Source organism: Nonomuraea typhae (genome assembly GCF_009760925.1).
GTDB lineage: Bacteria > Actinomycetota > Actinomycetes > Streptosporangiales > Streptosporangiaceae > Nonomuraea > Nonomuraea typhae.
This window is the reverse complement of record NZ_VRLV01000020.1, coordinates 121,639-141,598: the sequence shown is the minus strand read 5'-3', so window position 1 is coordinate 141,598 and position 19,960 is coordinate 121,639. Positions and strand designations below refer to the sequence as shown.

Annotated in this window: 13 protein-coding genes; 8 read left to right on the top strand and 5 right to left on the bottom strand. The window is 72.5% G+C overall.

Translation table 11 applies throughout. The annotated features are described in order from the left end of the window. Window positions 1-41 precede the first annotated feature (41 nt). Window positions 42-1,250, top strand: coding sequence for an ROK family transcriptional regulator (locus FVE25_RS47720; protein ID WP_157254177.1), 1,209 nt, complete (start codon window positions 42-44; stop codon window positions 1,248-1,250). On the opposite strand, the gene FVE25_RS47715 is transcribed toward FVE25_RS47720, so the two are convergent. Next, on the bottom strand, window positions 1,215-2,240 hold the full coding sequence (locus tag FVE25_RS47715) for a Gfo/Idh/MocA family oxidoreductase (RefSeq protein ID WP_157254176.1): 1,026 nt from the start codon (window positions 2,238-2,240) through the stop codon (window positions 1,215-1,217). The genes FVE25_RS47720 and FVE25_RS47715 overlap by 36 nt on opposite strands. A gap of 105 nt (window positions 2,241-2,345) precedes the next feature. On the opposite strand from FVE25_RS47715, the gene FVE25_RS47710 reads away from it, so the two are divergent. Genes FVE25_RS47710 through FVE25_RS47695 form a run of 4 tightly spaced genes read left to right on the top strand, consistent with a single transcriptional unit; the run spans window position 2,346 to window position 10,466 of the window. Further along, window positions 2,346-3,923: a DUF2397 domain-containing protein gene (locus tag FVE25_RS47710; protein WP_157254175.1), complete on the top strand. Its 1,578-nt coding sequence runs from the start codon at window positions 2,346-2,348 to the stop codon at window positions 3,921-3,923. After that, window positions 3,920-5,086: a TIGR02678 family protein gene (locus tag FVE25_RS47705; RefSeq protein WP_219825977.1), complete on the top strand. Its 1,167-nt coding sequence runs from the start codon at window positions 3,920-3,922 to the stop codon at window positions 5,084-5,086. Before FVE25_RS47710 ends, FVE25_RS47705 begins: the two co-directional genes overlap by 4 nt. A gap of 29 nt (window positions 5,087-5,115) precedes the next feature. Further along, entirely contained in the window at window positions 5,116-9,264 is a 4,149-nt protein-coding gene (locus tag FVE25_RS47700) for a TIGR02680 family protein (RefSeq protein WP_157254174.1), read from the top strand. Next, window positions 9,264-10,466 carry a TIGR02679 domain-containing protein gene (locus tag FVE25_RS47695; protein WP_157254173.1) on the top strand — a complete coding sequence of 401 codons (1,203 nt, stop codon included), beginning with the start codon at window positions 9,264-9,266 and terminating at the stop codon, window positions 10,464-10,466. The genes FVE25_RS47700 and FVE25_RS47695 overlap by 1 nt, the downstream gene beginning before the upstream one ends. Here the strand turns inward: FVE25_RS47695 and FVE25_RS47690 are convergent. Further along, the gene (locus FVE25_RS47690) at window positions 10,357-11,646 is read right to left on the bottom strand and encodes a cytochrome P450 (RefSeq protein ID WP_157254172.1); all 1,290 of its coding nucleotides are present in this window, start codon (window positions 11,644-11,646) and stop codon (window positions 10,357-10,359) included. The genes FVE25_RS47695 and FVE25_RS47690 overlap by 110 nt on opposite strands. Window positions 11,647-11,786: 140 nt before the next feature. Here FVE25_RS47690 and FVE25_RS47685 point away from each other — a divergent pair, with 140 nt between their 5' ends. Next, entirely contained in the window at window positions 11,787-12,968 is a 1,182-nt protein-coding gene (locus FVE25_RS47685; RefSeq protein ID WP_157254171.1) for a serine hydrolase domain-containing protein, read from the top strand. Then, entirely contained in the window at window positions 12,965-14,653 is a 1,689-nt protein-coding gene (locus FVE25_RS47680; RefSeq protein WP_157254170.1) for a CocE/NonD family hydrolase, read from the top strand. The genes FVE25_RS47685 and FVE25_RS47680 overlap by 4 nt, the downstream gene beginning before the upstream one ends. On the opposite strand, the gene FVE25_RS47675 is transcribed toward FVE25_RS47680, so the two are convergent. The 3 genes from FVE25_RS47675 to FVE25_RS47665 all read right to left on the bottom strand — a co-directional run bounded on the left by FVE25_RS47675 (window position 14,627) and on the right by FVE25_RS47665 (window position 18,936). Then, window positions 14,627-16,702, bottom strand: coding sequence for a 3-hydroxyacyl-CoA dehydrogenase NAD-binding domain-containing protein (locus FVE25_RS47675; protein WP_157254169.1), 2,076 nt, complete (start codon window positions 16,700-16,702; stop codon window positions 14,627-14,629). The genes FVE25_RS47680 and FVE25_RS47675 overlap by 27 nt on opposite strands. Beyond that, the gene (locus FVE25_RS47670; protein WP_157254168.1) at window positions 16,702-17,901 is read right to left on the bottom strand and encodes an acetyl-CoA C-acetyltransferase; all 1,200 of its coding nucleotides are present in this window, start codon (window positions 17,899-17,901) and stop codon (window positions 16,702-16,704) included. The genes FVE25_RS47675 and FVE25_RS47670 overlap by 1 nt, the downstream gene beginning before the upstream one ends. A 66-nt stretch (window positions 17,902-17,967) precedes the next feature. Next, window positions 17,968-18,936: an AraC family transcriptional regulator gene (locus FVE25_RS47665; RefSeq protein WP_157254167.1), complete on the bottom strand. Its 969-nt coding sequence runs from the start codon at window positions 18,934-18,936 to the stop codon at window positions 17,968-17,970. Between the two features lie 29 nt (window positions 18,937-18,965). Here FVE25_RS47665 and FVE25_RS47660 point away from each other — a divergent pair, with 29 nt between their 5' ends. Further along, window positions 18,966-19,940, top strand: coding sequence for an amidohydrolase family protein (locus tag FVE25_RS47660; protein WP_157254166.1), 975 nt, complete (start codon window positions 18,966-18,968; stop codon window positions 19,938-19,940). Window positions 19,941-19,960: the final 20 nt, after the last annotated feature.

Below are 19,960 nucleotides of genomic sequence, written 5' to 3'. Positions count from 1 at the left end.
TACTAGCCGAACAAATAGGCCGCAGCCAGAGAAAGACGGACATGAGCAGCGAGATCACCAGTGCGACGCCTCGCATCGCCAGGACCATCAACAACCGGCTCGCGCTGGACCTCCTCCAGCGGCAGGGCCCGCTGACGGCCGCGCAGCTGAGAAGCCTGACCGGCCTGTCCAGGGCGACGATCTCCGACCTGCTCGCACGCCTGCAGCAGGACGGGCTGATCGAGGTACGCGGCTCCTCCGACGCCGTGCAGCCCGGGCCCAACGCCCGCCTCTACCAGCTACGCCCCGGGCACGCGCACGTCATCGGGCTGGACGCCAGAAGCGACTCCATCTCGATCGGCGCGGCCGACGTGGCGGGCAACCGCCTGCCCGGCACCCGGCTGGCCATCGGCCCCGGCGAGGATCCGGCCGCCTTCATCGGCCAGGTCGTCCAGGCCGTGCGGCGGATCTCCCGCCAGTCCTTCGACCAGGAGCCGAACAGCATCGCCGTCGGCGCGCCCGGCGTGGTCGAACCGGCCACCGGCACACTGCGCTCCACCGGCTGGCCGCCCGAGTGGCACGCCCAGCTCGTCGCCACGCTCCGCGCCGGCTTCGCGGCCACGGTGCTGATCGAGAACGAGGTGAACCTCGCGGCCATCGCCGAGCACCGTCTCGGCGCGGCCCGGGACCGGCAGACGTTCGCGCTGCTGTGGATCGGGCAGGGCGTCGGCGCCGGCCTGATCCTGGACGGCAGGCTGCGCCGCGGGGAGTCAGGCGGCGCGGGGGAGGTCGGCTTCCTCGCCGTTCCCGAACCGGTGCACGCGCCGCCGTCACGGCTGCCCGGCCTTCACGGGCTGATCGGAGCCGCACCGGTGTGCGACTTGGCTCGTCGCCACGGGCTCGACCTGCCCGGGGGCAGCGCCGTACACATGGCCGCGAGCGCGGTCGCGCACGCGGCGCGCGAAGGGCTGCCGCTGCTGGACGAGCTCGCCGGCGTCATCGCCGACGGCGTGCTCGCGTTGTGCCTGGTGCTGGATCCCGGCTGCGTCGTGCTGGGCGGGGAGATCGGCCGTGCGGGCGGCGCCGAGCTCGCCTCCAGGGTCGGTACGGCTGTCGCCCGGCGCAGCCCGGTTCCCGCCCAGATCCGGGTCAGCGAGCTCACGGACGACGCGGTTCTCACGGGCGCGGTCTCGACCGCCCTGGACCACGCCCGCGACGAGCTGTACGGCCTGCGCTCAGATCAGCGGGACGACCTGCCCCGTGCGCGCTGACCGCACGGCCGCCTCGATCACCGCCAGCGTGTCCACGGTGGAACGCGGGTCGACGGGCACGTCCCCGCCGGTCCGCAGCGCCGCCTCCAGCCGCTGGTAGAACACCTGGTACGCGCCGGGCTCGGTGGGGATCGACCGGCTGCCTTCGCGGGTGACCAGCCGTCCCCAGCCGCTCTCCGGGGCCACGCCCCAGCCCGCGCCTCCCGGCACGGCGCCGGAGGCGAGCGCGTCCTCCTGCCCGTCGAGCCCCTCGATGACGAAGCAGCCCTCCTCGCCGACGACCCGGAACCTCGGCCCCGGCTCGTGAACCGCGGCGCCGGCCCACAGATGGGACAGGACTCCGCTCCGGTGCGTCATGGCGACGAAGACGTCGTCGTCGGCCGCAGCTCGCGGCCGCCGCGAAGCCAGCTCCGCGTAGACGCCTCCGGCCGGGCCGAACGCCTGCACCGCCTGGTCGATCAGGTGCACGCCCAGCTCCGACAGGAGACCGCCGCCCGGCCTGGCCGGATCGACGTCGGCCGCGAACTCCCACCTCGACTCGAACCTGTGCACCCTGCCGAGGGCGTTGCCGGCGAGCAGCCGCCGCACGGTCAGATAGTCGCCGTCCCAGCGGCGGTTCTGGAAGACGGTCACCGGGACCGACCTCGCCCGCGCGGCGTCCATCACGCGGCGGGCCTGCTCCGGGGACGGCGCGAACGGCTTGTCCACCACGACCGGGACGCCGGCCTCGACGCAGGCCAGTGCGTACGGCACGTGGGTCTCGCTGGGGGTCGCCAGCACCACGACATCGGGGCCGGAGCGCAGCAGGTCGTCCAGCGAGTCCAGGGCCGGAACGCCCGGCCGTTCCCCCCGCAGGGCGGAACGCCGCTCGGCGGACCTCGTCACGACGGCGGCCAGCGACAGACCGGGAGTGCTCTCGATCAGAGGGGCGTGGAAGGTCCGGCCCGCGACCCCGTAACCCGCCAGTCCCACACGGAGATCGTCTGTCATGCCAGCCATTCAACCCGCGGGAGCCGATGTGTGCGCACCGGCGCCGCGTTAAGGCAGATAGGAGAAAAGGGTGGCAGAAGAAGCTTCGGCGGGGATGATCGTAGCGTGGCGTCGAACGATAACCGGGATATATCGGACGAACTACCTGAACAGTCAGACGTTGTCGATACATGGGCGGCTGTCCTCCCGGGCCAGTCGCTGATTCCTGCGTATCTGGTCGCCAAGTACGCGTCTCAATACCGGGTCATTGTCGACGTTCTCCTGGCCGCGCAGGACACCACACTGACGGGAATGAGTTTCGACGGAGTCGACCAAGCCGTGCGGCGGCGTATACGCGGCATTCTCGCCACCGAGACGGCGGATCGCCTGCTCGACGATTCCGCGTTCGTCGTGGAGGCCAGACTGTCCCGGCTGGTTTCGTGGGGCGTGATCACTCGCTGGCAGGAGCCGGCGCGCACCGGCGAAGACTTTCTGCGGCGGCGCGACCGCTATCAATTGACACCACTGGCGGCCAGGCTGCATGCGTTCTGGCTGGCTGCCGATGAGGCCGAAGAGGAGGCGGGCGATCTGACGCTCGCGCCACGAGCCATTCACGACCGTCTGATCGCGTTCGCCGCGGCGATTCGCGACAAACATTTCCCCGTGGCGGCCGGCGAGTACCAGCAGATCATCGCGCTGCATCACGCGATGGCGCGCGCGGCGCGCTCCTGGCAACGCGTTCTGGCACACAATCTGTCCGGCGTGCCGGACGAGGCGAAACAGGAACTGGTATGGCGGACGCTGCGCGCCTACATCTCGATGTGGGGCGAGCAGGTGGACATTTTCAGCCCGCAGATCGCGAAGCTGTTGTCGGAGGTCACGCCGGACCTGTCGCCGGGCGGATGGCGCGCCTGTGCCCTTGGCGCTCTGTCCGAGGACGCCGCCGACAGCGTGATCACCGCTCAAGCCGATCGGTGGGCGCAGACATGGGAGGCGCTCCGGGAATGGTTCGGCGGTCCGGACGGGCAAGCGAGGCGGCTGCGGCGGCAGTTGCGCGACGTCGTGACCCCGTGGGCGCGCAACACGAGAATGCTCATGGACGCGGGTGGCGCGGTCACCCGAAGCGCCGAGCTGATCGGGCTCGCGGTCGCGATCGAAAGCGCGGCGGACGACGAGGATGCCTGGCGGATCTGGGACACCGCGGTCGGCGGATTCCCGGCACGCCATCTGCTGCTCACTCCGGGCAGAGCCGAGGATGACGGCCTGTCCTGGGAGGAGGCGCCGGCCGTACCCGTGACGGCGCGATATCGCGAGCAGGGCCCGCGCGCGATGACGGGACGGCGGCCGAAACGCGCCGACTTCTCCAAGGGGCGGTCGGCGGCCCGTCAGGCGAGACTGGCCGGCCTCGCCGAACGGGCGCAGGCCGAGGCGGCGCTGCGGCAGCGCTCCGGCACCAGGCTGTCGGAGTGGCCAGACCTCGGCCGTGCGGAATTCGACCTGCTCTTGGATTTGCTAGGTACGGCACGCCGCGCAGGTCCAAAAGAGCCGGGACGCGGAAACGCCTATGAGGCGCTGACCGAGGACGGTCGCTGGCTGGTGCGCATCCGGGAGCCTTCGGAGAGAAGCGCCACGGCCACGCTGAACGGCCCGGATGGCCGCATGGTGACGGTGGACTGGCATTTCGAGCTGGAGTGGGTGGCGTGAGGAGGGGGATCGACAGAGACGAACGCCAGAGCGCCTTCGCGTCGTTGCTCGCCGCTCCGAGCGTCAGCAGAGACGGCGACCCCCGCCTCTGGCAGCAGGTCCGTAAGCATCGGCTGATTCTCACGGAATGGTTCTGGGAGCGTCTCGGCTACCAGCTCGTCGTGACCGAATCCGCTGTCCGGGTCTATCGCCTGCCCGTGAACGGGGAGGTCGTCGCGCCGCGCAGGGTCCGGCCGCCGTCGCGCCGCGTTCTGGTTCTGGCCTTGCTGGCGGCGGCCTGTGCGGAGGACACCGAGGAGCTGACCACCGTCCAGGAACTGTCGGACCGGGTGCGTACGCTGTCCAGCCAGGATCAGGTCCGGGTCGCGCCCTACGATTCGGATCGATTCACCGAACGGCAGCTCTTCATCCGTTCGGTCCTCATTCTCGCCGAGCTCGGCGCGCTGCGCCCCACGAAGCGTACGGGTGAGGAGATGCTGACCGGCTGGACGCGGCGTCAGGACGCCATCGGCGGTGCTTACCGCGTCGACAGGGAGACACTGCTGCGTCTGGTCGATGCGAGGGCGCTGGCCGCCGCCGTCGGACGACGGGCCTACCACGACCATCAGCAGATCCATCACCGCCGGTTCACCGTGATGCGGCGGCTGATCGAGCTTCCGGTGTGCCTGCTGGAGGACCTCACCGAGGACGAGAGGACCTATCTGGCCTCCCAGCGCCACAGGTTGCTGGAATGGTGCCGGGAGATGACCGGCTGGGCGGTCGAACAGCGTCGCGAGGGACTCGCCCTGATACCGCCTGAAGACTCCGGGACCGACCGCCCCTTTCCTCAGCTCCGCGCCGATCACTTCGGCGCTCTGCTCGTCCTTGACTCCCTCCTCTCAGAGGAGCTCGATTCCGCGGATCTCGGCACGATCGTCGCAGCCGCCGAGACGGTCCGCACCCGGTATCCCAAGGCCATGACCACCGCGTTCAGAGAGGAGCCCGCTCAGCTTGCCGACGCCGCGATCCTGCTGTTGCAGGAGCTGGACCTGATCCGCCGCGTGGAGGAAGGCGGGGAGGCAGGCAGGTGGCGCGTGATGCCCCCCGCCGCGCGCTTTCGCGGGCCGGAGGTCGTCGCGGCGCAGCAGCGCCTTGACCCGGATGGCGGTGGTGACTCGGAATGACCGTCGCGGAACCTGGAACGAGCAGGGGGATGACGCCGGAGCAGTGGCTCGCCGCCGCGCGCACCGGCGGCGCCCCCGAGCCGGCCCGGCGGCGGTGGCAGCCGCTGCGCGTCGGAGTGGTCAACCTGTGGGAGTACGACGACGCGGAGTTCTGGTTCGCGGACGGAAGGCTCGTGCTGCGCGGTGGCAACGGCACCGGCAAGACCAAAATCCTGGAGCTGACCACGTTTATGCTGCTGCGCGGTGAGATCTCCCCGTCTGTGCTCGATCCCTTCGGCTCACGGCACCGGACCATGCGCTACAACCTTCTCCCCTCCGGAGAGGAGGACGATCCCCGGCCGGCGGCCGACACCGGCCTGGGGTACGCGTGGGCCGAGTTCGGCCGCCTCGACGAACACGGTCAGCCCCGCTTCGTCGTCTGCGGGCTGGGCGCGTCGGCCCGCAGGGGCTCCGGCACGGAGGCGACCCGTCGCTGGCTGTTCATCACGGGCAGAAGGGTCGGGGCCGATCTGGTGCTGGCACCCCCCGCCGGCCCGCTCGACGAGAAGGAGCTGCGCAAGGCGGAGCACGTGCAGGTGTTCGAGAGCGCCGAGTCGTACCGGCAGGAGCTGTCCCGGAGGTTGTTCGGGCTCGACCGCGGTGCGTACGACAACCTCACCGAGCTGCTCAAACAGCTTCGCCGGCCCAAGCTCGGAGAGCGACTCAACCCTCGCGAACTGGAGCGGACGCTCCGCGACGCCCTTCCCGAGCTCGCCACCGCCGAAGTGACCCAGCTCGTGGACGGATGGGACCGGTTGGAGCAGTTGCGGACGGGAGTGGAGCAACTGGAGGAAGCCGCCACACAGGTGGCTTCGTTCGTACGGCGGAGCTGGCTGCCCTGGGTCCGGGCTCTCGTGCGTGCACGCGCCGACCGGTTGACGTCGGCGACCACCCAGCTCGACAACACCACCCGTGACAGGAAGAAGGCCGAGGAGGATCTCAGGTCCGCCCGTGACGAGTGCCGCGAGAACGAACAGGCGCACCGCCTCACCAAACGCACCCTCGCCGAGCGCCGGGTAGAGGTGCGTGAGCTGATCGAATCTCAGGCATACCAGGAAGCCGCCGGCGCCGCACACCGCGTCGAAGGTCTGCGCCGAGCCGCTGATCGGGAACAAGAGGCGGCCGCCCAGGCGAAGAAGACGCTCGACTCCGCCGAGAAGGCCCGCGGCAAAGCCGAAACGGTGCTCCGTTCCGTGAGCGCGAAAGCGCGGGAAGCGAAGCGGGCCGTTGACGATCGGGCGCGAGCCGTCCGGGAGAAGGCCGGGACCGCAGGGTTACAACGGGCCGCCGACGCGCACCTGCCCTCCGACGTCGACGCCCTGCGCTCAGCCCACGCCGGCCGTGTGGAACGGCTCGGACACCTCACGGAACTGCGGACGCGATGGGAGTCGGCAGAACGGGAAACCGACCGGGCGGGCGGCGTGGTGAAGCTCCGTGAGGAGGAGGAGAGCGACGCGGAGAAGGAGGCGGGCGCGGCGGAGGACGCGGCGCGCGACCTGATCGGCGAACTGGAATCTCGGCTGGAGGCGTGGATCGCCGCGTTGACCGAGACACCCGGCGACGACCTGCTTCTCCGCTGGCGGGCCGCGGTGAGAGCACTGGCCACGCCTGATGCGCAACGCCCGGCCTCCCTCGCCGACGCGCTCGCCGCGTACGTGTCCGAAGCCGAGAACCTGCTGCGCGACCAGCGCGAGGACCTGCGGGGAGAGCGGCGTCCCCTGGAGGAACGGCGGCAGGCGGCCGAGGCTGAACGGGCAACGGTGAGCGCCGCCGTGGAGGCCCCTCCGCCTGGTCCGGCACTGTGGCGCAGGCGCGAGCGTGAGGCCGTCCCCGGTTCGCCGCTGTGGCGGTGCGTCGACCCCGGCCCCGCTCTCGGCCTGGACGCCCTCGCCGGCCTCGAAGCCACGTTGGCCGCTGCGGGCCTGCTCGACGCCTGGGTCATGGCTGACGGACGGCTCGTTCTCGACGAGGCGGACGTGTTCCTCCTCGAGGGTGAGACACACCCGGCTTCGCTCGCGGACATCCTGGAGCCCGTGGCCGGCGCCGGGCTCTCCACCGATCGCGTGGCCTCCGTCCTGGCCGGGATCGGGTGGTACACGGAGCGGCCGGAGGCGGCATCCGAGTCATCGGCGTGGCTCGCGGCCGACGGCACGTGGCGGATGGGGCCGCTCACCGGCCGAGCCGAACCCCGCGGGCCCGCGTCCTATCTGGGCGCGGCCGCTCGCGAGCGAGCCCGGCAGCGGCGGCTCCGGGACCTGCAGAAGGAGCTCGCCGGGCTCTCGCGCGACCTCGCCACGATCGACGGGTGGCTGGAGGAAGTCGCAGCCGCACTCGACGGGCTCGCCCGTGCCCGCCACGCCGTCCCCAGGAGCGAGGAGCAGGCCGTACGAGACGCTGTCGCCCGCGTCGCGGCCGCTTCCCGGGCGCACGGCACCGCCGTCGCCAATCTCGAGAAGGCGGCCGGCGAACACACCGAGGCGATCAAGAGACAGGACAGGGCGCGGGCGCGGGCGTCGGATTACGCCGCGGCGCACGCGTTCCCCCTGGATCAGCTCGCCGAGGTACGGCTTGCGCTCGACGCCTACCTCACCGGTGTCGAGCGCCTGGACGGCGCGCTGATCCTGCTGCGTGCCGAGGAGGAGTACGAAACGGGCGCACGCGATGCGCTCGAGGAGGCCGCCGATGCGCAGGCCGATGCCGAGACCGAGGTGGGCCGGAGACAGGCCAAGGCGTGGGAGGCGGCCGTCCGGGCGAAAGCCGCGGCCGCGTCACTGAGCGCGGACGCCCGGACCCAGCTCCTCCGCAAGGACGACCTCGACCAGGCGGTGGAACGCCTGCAGGGCGAGACAGACCGGCTCAGCGACACGGTCACCGAACTGAAGATCAAGGAGAGCAGGGCGCAGTCTGTCCTTGACGCCCACGAGACGGCGCGAAACCAGGCCGAGAAGGCACGAGACACGGCCAGTGCCGCATGGTGGCGGGCCGCAGACGATGGACTCGCCGCGGTGCTCCGCCTCACGGTGCCGCAATCCCGCGCGGTCAAACCGACGCTGGAGGCGGCGATCGAGGCCCGTAAGAAGCTGGCCCCGGCCGGCGCCGACGACGTGGAGCGCTCCTGGCGGCGATGCTACGAGGGTCTGCAGGAGGCTCGCCAACGCCTGCTGCCCACGAGAGACCTCCATGTGCGCGAGGACGACGACGAGGACACACTCCCCGCCGTCGAGGTCCTGATCGATTCCGTGAACGGCTGGCTGCGGCCCGACCGCGCGGCAGCGGCGCTCGCGGACCAGGTCCGGACGCAGCGGGAGACGTTCGACAGTGAGCAGCAGCGGGTTCTGACGAGGCTGCTCGGTTCCACCTTCATCGAGCACCTCAAGGAGCGTCTCGACTACACCGAGTCGGTCTTCACCCGGATCAACGACTGCCTGGCGCACCATCCGACCAGGCAGGGCCACACGCTGCGGCTGCGCTGGGACGCGGACTCGGCGGATGCCGCGGCGGGACAGGTGGTCGAGGCTCTCCGCCAGGGATACGAGCATCTCGCCGAAGACCGGCAGGACATGGTGCGCGCGTTTCTCCGGCACCGCATCGAGCAGGCCAGGGAGGACGCCGCGGCCGAAGGGGTGGCCGACTGGCAGGAACATCTCGCGGCAGCGCTCGACTATCGCAGATGGCTTCGGGTGAGTCTGGAGTTCAGGCCCGCCGCCGGTGCCCGCTGGCGCCCGTTCGACGCGGCCAGGCACGGCTCGAAGTCGGGAGGGGAGAAGGTGGTCCTGCTGTCCCAGCCGCTCTTCGCGGCGGCGGTGGTGGCCTACGACGCCGCGGCTCCGGAAGCACCGCGCGTCATCTGGCTCGACGAGGCGATGACCGGCATCGATGGAGAGGTCAAGGCCGGATTCATGGGGCTCACCGTGGAACTCGACCTGGACGTCATGCTCACCGCCCACGACGAGTGGTGCCGGTATGCCTCGGTGCCGGCCGCCGCGGTCTACGATCTTTCCCGGCAGCGGTACGTTCCGGGCGTGGACGCCATGCCGTACCTGTGGTGCGGCAGGACCTGGACGCAGCTGGACGGCACCATGGTCGCCAGAGCCGGCCAGGAGGACGAGGCGGGCCAGATGGACGGTGGTCTGTTCTGATGGCGGGTGAGCTGCCGGCGGGCCTGGCGGAGTGGGTCGCGCGCCCCGGCCCGGCCAAGGTGGTCGCGGCGGTGCGGGAAAGGGCGCTGCGGAGCGCGTCCACCGAGATCGGCACCCTGAAGTGCGCGCTCGATGACGATGAACGCCGGGAGGTCGGCCGATTGCTCGGCGTCCGGTGGGCGCTTTCCGGCCGTCCCGTCCTCCTCCGCGACCTGGCCGAGGCGCTGACCCGCTACGGACTCACCTCTCTGGGCTTGGCGGAGTCCGTGTACGGCTTGATCGTTCCGCGCAGTGAGGAGCGCCGCCGGATGGGGGCGCTGGCCGAGCAGGAACTGGAGGAGGCCCGCGCTCTGCTGCGCTCCGGCGACGCCCCGGTTGCCTGGCTGGCCGATCCCGTTCTGCCGCGCGCCGGTGACGGTACGCTTCTGGCCCTGGTCCGAAGGGTCGTCGAGGTGTGGCTGGCGCTGCCCGCCGAGCCCCAGCGGCTGGCCGCCCTGGCCGCGCGGGTGTGCGGTGACGCGCATGCCCTCGACCACGATCGCCTGCTGGGAAGAGCCGTCGCCCGCCTGGCCGCCGACGTTCACGGGCTGGAGCGCCCCACTCGCCCGGGTCACGCGTGGCGGGCGGCCTGGCGTGCCGTCGGCGTGCTGTGCAACGAGGTCTCGTCCCGGGTCCTGGTGCTGAACCTTCCGCTGGCCGGGACGGCGCCCGCCGTCGCCCACGCCCTTTCGACACCGGGCGAGCCCGTCTGGCTGACGGCACGCTCGCTCACCGGCGGCTGGGAACCCGCGTTCCCGTTCGGAGTCTTCGTCTGCGAGAACCCTGCCGTCGTCGAGACGGCGGCCGATCAGCTCGGATCGGCGTGCCCGCCCCTCGTGTGCACCGACGGCATCGCCACCACGGCTGCCCTGGGCCTCATAGGCGGGCTCGCTTCCGCGGGTTGCGCTGTCCGCGCACGGGCCGACTTCGATCAGGCGGGCTTCGTCATCGTCGATCAAATCCGGGCGGTCGCGCCTGAGATGGAGCTCTGGCGGTTCGACGCGGCCACCTACTGCGCTGTGACCGGCGAAGAGCCCATACCGGGGGGAATGTTCACGCCTGAGGCAGTGAGCCGGCCCGTCCACGAGGAGGCGATTCTGCATCTGCTTCTCGAGGATCTGCGGCGTGAGCATGCAGACCCTGATCGCCCGCGTCCCAGGTGACCGGGAGGGTCTTGACGCCGATGACGTCCCCGGTTTCGGGCCGGAGGGCGATGTCTTCGGCCGGTACGGCCAGCCGCAGGGACGGGAAGCGGGCGAACAGGGCCGGATAGGCGGTGCGGAGTTCCACGCGGGCGAGTTGCTGGCCGAGGCATTGGTGGACCCCGTGGCCGAAGGCCAGGTGGCCGATGGCGGATCGGCCGGCGTCGAGGGCGTCGGGGGCGTCGAAGCGTCCGGGGTCGCGGTTGGCGGTGTTGAGCGCCAGGATCACCTGGTCGCCGGCCTTGACGGTGTGGCCGGCCAGCTCGACGTCCTCCAGGGCCACCCGTGGCCGCCTGTGCACGACGCTGAGGTAGCGCAGCAGTTCCTCGACGCACTGGTCGGGGGCGTCGCGCAGCATGGCCACCTGGCCGGGATTGCTCAGCAGGGCGAAGGTGCCCAGCGAGAGCATGTTCGAGGTGGTGTCCATGCCCGCCGCCAGCAGGAGTCCCGCGGCGCCGATGAGCTCGGCTTCGGACAGGTCGGTGCCGGTCAGGTCGCTGAGCACGTCATCGGTCGGGGCGGCGCGCTTGGCGGAGACGAGGGTGGCGATGTAGCCGTGCACCGCGGCGTGGCTCGCGTAGCGCTCCTCCTCCGGGGCGTCCTCGTCGAACAGGGTCGCGACGTGTTCCTGGAAGAAGGGGCGGTCCGTGGCGGGGACGCCCAGGAGCTCGCAGATCATGATCGCCGGAATCGGCTGGGCGAACGCGCCGACGAGGTCGGCCGGAGGGCCGGCGGCGGCCATGGCGTCGAGGCGTTCGGCCGTGACCTGCTCGACGCGTTCGGTGAGCAGGCGCATCCGGCGGACGGTGAACTTGCCCGCCAGCAGCTTGCGGTACCGCCCATGGTCCCCTCCGTCCATCATGATGAAGATGCCGGGCGGCGCCGGGGGCGTCGGGCTGTCGCCCATGTCGATGAACGGGGAGCGCATCAGTTCCTGGCGGGAGCTGAAGCGGGGGTCGCCCAGGACCGAGCGGGCCAGCTGATGGCCGGTGATGAGCCAGCCGTCGTGCCCGCCGGGGAAGGGGAGCCGGCTGATGGGGCCGTGCTCGTGCGCCTGCGACAGCTCCCGGGGCGGGTTGAAGGGGCATCCGGGGGTGCGGGCCGCGGGCAGCGCCGTGACGGTGTGCGCGTGGTTCGTCATGGGATTCACCCTGGATGAGCGCGCTGACAAGTCGCTGATACAGGCTGTCAGCCCTGTCGCCGCAGTTGCCGTCCGACCGGTCGGTCGATATGGTCACAGTATCGACCGACCGGTCGGTAGAGGCAGGGAAGGAATCCGTCATGACCCACGTCCACGGCACCACCGCCCCCGGTTTCGAGCCCGTTGAAGCGGCGTTCGAGCGCAACTTCGCCGACAGCGGCGAGGCCGGCGCCGGGCTCACCGTCTACCGGCACGGCAGTCCCGTCGTCGACCTGTGGGGCGGCGAGGCGGACCCCGCCACCCAGCGCCCCTGGAACCGCGACACCCTGGCCCCGATCGCCTCCACCTGCAAGACGTTCGCCTCGGGCGCGTTGCTGCGGCTGGTCGAGCGCGGGCAGGTGGACCTGGAGGCGCCGGTGGCCCGCTACTGGCCCGAGTTCGGCCAGAACGGCAAGGCCGGCATCACCGTCCGCACCCTGCTCGCCCACCGCGCCGGCCTGCCCAGCCTGCACATGCGCCCCCTCACCTGGGAGGACCTGCGCGACTGGACCCCGATCACCGACACCCTCGCCGCGGCGGCCCCCGAATGGCCGCCCGGCACCCGGCACGGCTACCACGGCGTCACCATCGGCCACCTCGTCGGGGAGATCGTCCGGCGCGTGTCCGGGACGACGCTGAGCGAGTTCCTCCACAGCGAGATCACCGGCCCGCTCGGCCTGGACTGCTACGTATGCGTGCCGGACGCCGCGCTGCCGCGGATGGCGACGATGGTCCTGCCCGACGAGCAGGCGGTGCAGCTCGGCATGCAGGTGCCGGAGATGGCGGACTTCGTCCAGGCCCTCAACGACCCCGACACCCTGAGCTTCCGCGCCTTCTACGGCAGCGTCACCCAGGAGTGGGCGGACGCCAACAACCCGCGCACCTACCAGGTGGAGAGCCCCTCCATGGACGGCGTCGCCTCCGCCCACTCCCTGGCCCGCTACTTCGCCGCCATGATCGGCGAGGTCGGCGGCATCCGGCTCTTCTCGCCCGCGCTGATCGACCAGCTCCGCACCCCGCACTCCGACGGCCTCGACGAACTCCTCAAGGTCCGCACCACCTGGGGACTCGGCTTCCTCGTGCCCGGCGGCCCCTTCTGGCCCGCGCCCGAGCACCTCACGGGCCTGTTCGGCGGCAGCGGCGCCACCGGCTCCTTCGCCTTCGCCGACCCCGAGCGCGGGCTGGCGTTCGGCTACGTGCCCAACCGCGGCTCCGAGCTGCTGGAAGGCGGCGACTTCCGGGTCAAGTCCCTGGTCGAGGCCGTCTACAAGGCCGTCCTGTGACCGCCCCGATCACCATCGTGCGCGACGCGGAGATGCCGATGCGCGACGGCGCCGTGCTGCGCGGCGACGTGTGGATGCCGGACGACGGCCGCCCCCGCCCCGCCGTCCTGATCCGCACGCCGTACGGACGGTCCGGAACCAACAACGACTTCCTGCGCCCGCTGGAGTGCGTGCAGGGCGACTACGCCTGCGTCGTGCAGGACACGCGCGGCCGGGCCGGTTCCGGCGGCGAGTGGACGATCTTCATGGCCGGGCAGGAGGCCCGCGACACCCACGACAGCGTCGAATGGGTGGCGGCGCAGCCGTGGTGCGACGGCAACGTCGTCATGGCCGGAGCCTCCTACCTCGGGATCGTGCAGCTGCTCGGCGCCGCCGAGCGCCCGCCGCACTTGCGCGCGATCGCGCCCGGCATGACCGGCAGCGCCGAACTCGACCGCGCCGCAGGCGGCGTCATCCGCATCAACGAGGTCATGGCGTGGCTGGCGTTCATGGCCATGGACTGGCTGGAGCGCGAGCTGGCCGCCGGACGTCCCGCCGACCCCGGCGCCGCCCACGAACTGTGGGAGCTCGCCACCGACCCGGCCGCCGCCCTGCGCACGCTGCCGCTGAAGGACCTGCCACAGTTCGCCGCCGTGCCGGGCTTCCCGCTCGACGTGGGCGAGATGCTGGCGTACGGCACGCCGGGCATCGCCGAGTCGTTCGCCTACGAGGCCGTCGAGGTGCCCGCCCTGAGCGTCACCGGCTGGTTCGACAACTACTGCGACTCCACCATCGAGAGCTTCCTGCGCCTGCGCGCGATCCACGGCGACCGGCACCGGCTCATCGTGGGCCCCTGGTCGCACGACGGCCGGCTCGGCTACTGCCAGGGCGAGGTGAGCTTCTCGGCCCGCGGCGACGCCACGGTGCTCGGCCTGTCCGCCCAGCACCTGGCCTTCTTCGACGAGCACGTGCGGGGCGCGCAGGCGGCGGCACCCGCCGTGCGGTACTTCCTCATGGGGGCCGACGAGTGGCGCGCGGCGGACCGGTGGCCGCCGCCGGGCGAGCTCCGGACGCTGTACCTGACCGGCGACGGCGGGCTCGGGCGGCGACCTCCTGAGGAGGAGCATCCGGACCACTACGCCTACGACCCGGACGACCCCGTCCCCACCCGGGGCGGCCGGGTGGTCAACCTGGGACGGCTGGTGCCGGGGCCGCTGGACCGCGCGCGGCTGGAGGAGCGCCCGGACGTGCTGTGCTACACCTCGCCGGTCCTGGAGGAGCCGCTCGACGTGGCGGGCCCGGTGGCGGTGCGGCTGTTCGCGGCGTCCTCGGCCCGTGACACCGACTTCGCCGCCAAGCTCGTCGACGTCTTCCCCGACGGCCGCGCGCTGGCCGCGGCCGGTGGCGTGCAGCGCGCCCGCCACCGGCACGGGCCCGGCACCGAGCAGCTCCTGGAGCCGGGGACGGTCGAGGAGTACGCCATCGGCCTCGGCCACACCGCCTGGCGCTTCCCGGCCGGGCACCGCGTCCGCCTGGAGATCACCAGCAGCGACTTCCCCGCCTACGACCGCAACATGAACACCGGCGAGCCGGTCGGCACGGACGCCGCCGGGGTGGTCGCCCACCAGACGGTGCACCACAGCGTGCTCTACCCGTCGCGGCTGGAGCTGCCGGTCCTGTCAGAAGGGCTCGATCCGCTCCCGTAGCAGGGCCGGCGGGCGCAGGTGCTCGCCGTAGGCGTCGGCCAGCCGGTCGGCGCGCTCGGTGAAGGCGCGCAAGCCGTACTGGTTGACGAACTGGAGTGTGCCGCCCGACCACGGCGCGAAGGCGAGGCCGAGCACGCTGCCGACGTTCGCGTCGGCGGCGCCGGTCAGGACGCCGTCGGCCAGGGCGCGCACGCTCTCCAGCGCCTGGGCGAACAGCAGCCGGTCGCGCACGTCCCGCTCGGGCAGGGGCCGGTCGCCGCCGAAGCGCCCGGCCAGCCCCGGCCACAGGCGTTTCCCCGCCCGGTCCGGATACTCGTAGAAGCCCGCCCCGCCGGCGCGTCCTGGCCGGTTCATCTCCTCGACCATCCAGGTGAAGACGCCGTAGGCGACGGTGTGGCCCAGCTCCCGGCCCTCGGCCGCGGCGTCCGCCTCGTTCTGGCGGCGCACCCGGAGCATGGTGGCCAGGGCGACCTCGTCGCTGACGGCCAGCGGGCCCACGGCCATGCCGGCCTTGCGGGCGGCGTTCTCGACGAGCGCCGCCGGCACGCCCTCCGCGAGCATGGCCGCGCCCTCGGCGGTGTAGGAGACGAACACCCGCGAGGTGTAGAAACCGGGGCCGTCGTTGACGAGGATCGGCGTCTTGCCGATCTGCCGCGCGAAGGCGAAGGCCAGCGCGAGGGCGGCGTCCCCGGTCCGCTCGCCGCGCACGACCTCCAGCAGGGGCACGCGCTCCACGGGTGAGATGAAGTGCAGTCCCACCAGGTCACCCGGGGCACGCAGCCCCTCGGCCAGCCCGGTGATCGGCAGCGTGGAGGTGTTGGAGGCGAGTACGGCGGCGCCGTCCTCCGCGCCGGCCAGCACGCGGCGCTTGAGCGCGCGGTCCTCGAAGACGGCCTCGACCACGAGATCGCATCCGGCGATCTCGGTGCCCGGCCCGGCGAGGTTGCCGACGGCCTCGCCGCAGGCGGCGGCGCTCAACCGCCCCCGGGCGACCTGCCGTTTCAGCCGGCGCACGACCTCGTCGTGCCCGCGGTCGGTCGCCTCGGCGTTCACGTCGGTGAGCACCACCTCGATGCCCGCCGCGGCGGCGACCGCGGCGATGCCGGCGCCCATCATCCCGGCGCCGATCACGCCGAGCCGCCGTACTCCGCCGGTGGACCGGGCCCGCCTGGTGACCTCGTTGCGGCCGTACCAGTGGCAGCCGATCATGTTCTTGGCGACCTGGCCGGTGGCGAGCGCGACCAGGTGCCGGGTCTCGGTGCGCAGGGCGGTGTCGGCGTCCACCCGGACGGCCTCCGCGACGCAGGCCAGGATGCGCTCCTGGGCGGGCAGGGTGCCGTGCGTCCTGGCGTACAGGCGGGCGGCGGCGGTCTCGAAGAAGCGCGGGGGAGCGGCGGGTGGCGGGTGGCCGGGGGTGTCCCACGGCTGCGCGGCCTCGGGGTGGGCGGCGATCCACGCGCGGGCCTGCCCGATCAGCTCGCAGGCCGGGACGAGCCGGTCGACGAGCCCGGCGTCGAGCGCCCGGCGCGGCGGCAGCCGCTCGCCCTCCAGGAGCAGGGGCAGGGCGGCGGCGGGGCCCAGCAGGCGCACGGCCCGCACCACTCCGCCGCCGCCCGGCAGCAGCCCGAGCGTGACCTCGGGCAGCCCGAGGCGGATCGCCGGGTCGTCGGCGCAGAGCCGGTGGTGGCAGGCGAGGGCCAGCTCCAGCCCGCCGCCGAGCGCCGTGCCGCCGATCACCGCCACCACGGGCCGGCTGAGGCGTTCCAGCCTGCGGAAGGCGTCCTTGGTCCGGTCGAGCTGCCCGGCGAAGGCGGCGGCGTCCGCCGGGGTGAGGGCGTGGACCTGGTCGAGGTCGGCGCCGACGGCGAAGGACGCCTTGGCGGAGGCGACGATCACGCCGGTGACGCGCTCGCGTTCGGCCTCCAGGCGGTCGAGCGCCGCGGCCAGGGCGGCGCCGAACACGGCGTCGAGCGTGTTGACCGGACGGTCGTGCCGGTCGAGCGTGAGCGTGACGACGCCGTCGTCGTCGCGGTGGTAGCCGATCGCCATCACAGGTCCCTCTCGATGATCGTGGCGATGCCCATGCCGGCGCCCACGCACAGGGTGGCCAGGCCGCGCCGCAGGTTCCGGCGCTCCAGCTCGTCGAGCAGGGTCCCGAGGATGATGCAGCCGGTGGCGCCGAGCGGGTGCCCGAGCGCGATGGCCCCGCCGTTGACGTTGATCCGGTCGAGGGAGAGGCCGAGGTCGCGGGCGTACTTCAGCACCACGGCCGCGAACGCCTCGTTGACCTCGAAGAGGTCGATGTCGCCGAGTGTGAGGCCGGCCTTGGCCAGGGCCTTGCGCGTGGCAGGGACCGGGCCGGTGAACATCAGCGTCGGCTCGGTGCCGACCACGGCGGTCGCGACGATCCTGGCGCGTGGCGTGAGGCCGAGCCGTTCGCCCGCCGCCCGGCCGCCGATCAGCATGGCGGCGGCGCCGTCCGCGATCTGCGAGGAGTTGCCCGCGGTGTGGATGTGCTCGACGTGCTCGACCTGCGGATAGCGTCCGATGGCGACCGGGTCGAAGATCTCGCCGGCCCGCGCGAAACTCGGCGCCAGCGCCGCGAGCCCCTCCATCGTGGTCGCTGGCCTGATCGCATCGTCATGATCGAGTACGGCGAGGCCGTCGGGACCGGTCACCGCCACAAGCGAGCGGTCGAAGTACCCCTTGTCCCCGGCCCGCGTGGCACGGCGCTGCGACGACAGCGCGTAGGCGTCCACCTCCTCGCGGGTGTAGCCCTCGAGGGTCGCCAGCAGGTCGATGGCCACGCCCTGCGGCACGTACCCGGTGCGCAGCGCCGTCTCCGGATCGTCCATCCAGGCGCCGCCGGCCGAGCCCATGGGCACGCGGGACATCGACTCCACGCCGCCCGCCACGACCAGCTCCTCGAACCCGGATCGGATCTTCATGGCCGCCAGGTTCACCGCCTCCAGGCCGGACCCGCAGAACCGGTCGATCTGCACGCCGGGGGTGTCGAGGTCGAGCCCGGCCACGAGGGCGGCGATGCGGGCGATGTCGCTGCCCTGCTCGCCGACGGGACTGACGCAGCCGAGGATGACGTCGTCGAGCTGCGGGCCGTCCAGGTGGTTGCGGCCGGCCAGGGCGCGCAGGACCTGTGCGGCCAGGTCGACGGGGCGGATACCGCGCAGGGCGCCGCGTTTGCTGAGGCCGCGCGGCGTGCGCACGGCGTCGAAGATGAGAGCTTCCACGGTGCCGACGGTAGGAACGGCGGCGGGAGCGGCCAATGACCCTGATGTCCGTGATGGGTGACCCGGCTAGAGCCGGTAGCCGCGGGGAGTGGTCCCGGTCCAGCGTTTGAACGCGCGGTGGAACGCGCTCGGCTCCGAGAACCCGAGCCGCCTGCTCAACTCCTCGATGGTCACCTCGCCCCCGGCCAGCGCAGCGATCGCGGCGTCCCGCCGGAACCGGTCGCGTACCCGCTGGTAGGAGGTGCCTTCGGCGCGCAGGCGGTGCCGCAGCCCGGACGGGCTGACGGTCAGCCGGGCGGCGGTGGAGGCCAGATCCTGCACGGTCCCGGAGGCGGCGAGCACGCGCCTGACCTGTCCGGCGACGTCGCCGGAGTAGTCGCCGCGCTCCACCAGCTCGGCCGGGTATCGGCGCAGGAACGGGACCAGGGCCGCCTCGTCACGCACCACCGGCCGGTCCAGCAGCGTGCGGTCGAAACCGATCGCGGGCCGCGCCCGCCCGAACAGGCACCCGCACCCGTAGAACGCGTCGTACTCCAGCACGTACGGCGGCCGCCCATGCGGAAACTCCGCGCGCCGCAGCTCCAGCCCACCCCCGACCAGCCAGCTGGCGAACCGGTGCCACGCCCCGAGCACCAGCTCGACCAGATGGTCGGCGGGCTGCGGGAACCCGGTCAGCGTGAACTCCAGCCGCGCCTCCGGCCCGCTCTCCACCAGCCTGATCGTCACCCCGATCGCGAACAGGTCGTAGAAGGCGGCCCCGCGCAGCAGGGCGGTGCGCAGGTCGGGGCCGTGCACGGCGAGCGCCGCCATGGTCGCGAAGGTGCCGAGCCGGCTCGGGGCCGGGCCGAACCCGAGCAGTTCGTCGTCGAGGGCGGTCCAGAGGTGCCGGACCAGGCGGGTGTACTGCTGCGTGGTGACCGTGCGCGAGTCCGGCTCGATGCCCGAGCGGGCCAGCGCCCGGCCGACGTCGAGGCCGCGGCGGCGCGCCCCGGCGAGGCAGGCGTGCACGAGCCGCCCCGAGATCCGTCTGTCCATGTCGGCCCCCTTCTGCCACCATCATATAAATGAGTGTTCATACAGAACAGGCCGTCATCGACATCTGTGACGGCGTTCACGACGCCGCTTCCTGGCTGGCGCTGCTGCGCGGGCTGTCGGCGGACGCGCCGCACTTCCTGGAGTTCCTGGCCGGCGCCATGAGCGTGGTGGCGGGCCTCGACCCGGCGCGCACCCGTGACCAGCTCGCCCGCGATCCCGCGCAGGCCCTCGCCGCGCTGGCCGGCGGGCTGGCCGTCGGCGACGGCGCCCACGTGGCGCGACTGCGCGCCGCGGGCGTCCGTCACCAGGTGCTGCACGGCTCCCCCTACCGCCTGCCAGGCGGCGAGAGCGTCAACGACCGGGTGGCCGCCCGCGCCGCCCGGTACCCGGACCTCCTGCGCGGCTGGTGCGGCGTCGACGCCCGCGACCCGGCGGCGGCGCTGGCCGAGATCGACCGGTGCGTCGCGCTCGGCATGAGCGGGGTGGTCATGCTGCCCTTCGCCGCGGGCGTGCCCGCCGGCGACCCCGCCGCCCACGTGATCTACCGGCACGTCGCCGATCTCGGGCTGCCGCTGTGGCTGCACTGCGGGCTGAACCTGTCGCGGACCAGCCCGATGACCACCCCGGCCGAGCTGGACCTGATCGCCGGGCGCTATCCGCGGATGCCGGTCGTGGCGGGGCACGGCGGCTGGCCGTACGTGGGAGAGCTGGTGGCGGTGATGATGCGGCAGCCGAACGTGTATCTCGACACCTCCGGGCACGACCCGCGGGCGATGGCGGCCGCCGGCTCCGGGTGGGAGCCGATGCTGTTGCACCTGCGGGGGGCGCTGCGCCGCCGGGTGGTGTTCGGCAGCGCGGCCTGGACCCACGCCTCCACCCAGGAGCGCTCGATCGCCGCCGTGCGCGGGCTGGGCCTGGAAGAACGGCACGCGCGGGCCTGGCTGCACGACAACGCGGCGGCTCTTCTCGGCCTGCCTCTGGCCATCACGGCTCCCAATGCCTAATATGAATGAACGTTCATAGA

Coding starts and splice junctions, on each gene's coding strand:
- FVE25_RS47715 (WP_157254176.1), bottom strand. CDS start 2,240: ATGACAGACGATCTCCGTGTGGGACTGGCGGGTTACGGGGTCGCGGGC.
- FVE25_RS47690 (WP_157254172.1), bottom strand. CDS start 11,646: ATGACGAACCACGCGCACACCGTCACGGCGCTGCCCGCGGCCCGCACC.
- FVE25_RS47695 (WP_157254173.1), top strand. CDS start 9,264: ATGGCGGGTGAGCTGCCGGCGGGCCTGGCGGAGTGGGTCGCGCGCCCC.
- FVE25_RS47675 (WP_157254169.1), bottom strand. CDS start 16,702: ATGGCGATCGGCTACCACCGCGACGACGACGGCGTCGTCACGCTCACG.
- FVE25_RS47660 (WP_157254166.1), top strand. CDS start 18,966: ATGAGTGTTCATACAGAACAGGCCGTCATCGACATCTGTGACGGCGTT.
- FVE25_RS47665 (WP_157254167.1), bottom strand. CDS start 18,936: ATGGACAGACGGATCTCGGGGCGGCTCGTGCACGCCTGCCTCGCCGGG.
- FVE25_RS47700 (WP_157254174.1), top strand. CDS start 5,116: ATGACGCCGGAGCAGTGGCTCGCCGCCGCGCGCACCGGCGGCGCCCCC.
- FVE25_RS47685 (WP_157254171.1), top strand. CDS start 11,787: ATGACCCACGTCCACGGCACCACCGCCCCCGGTTTCGAGCCCGTTGAA.
- FVE25_RS47720 (WP_157254177.1), top strand. CDS start 42: ATGAGCAGCGAGATCACCAGTGCGACGCCTCGCATCGCCAGGACCATC.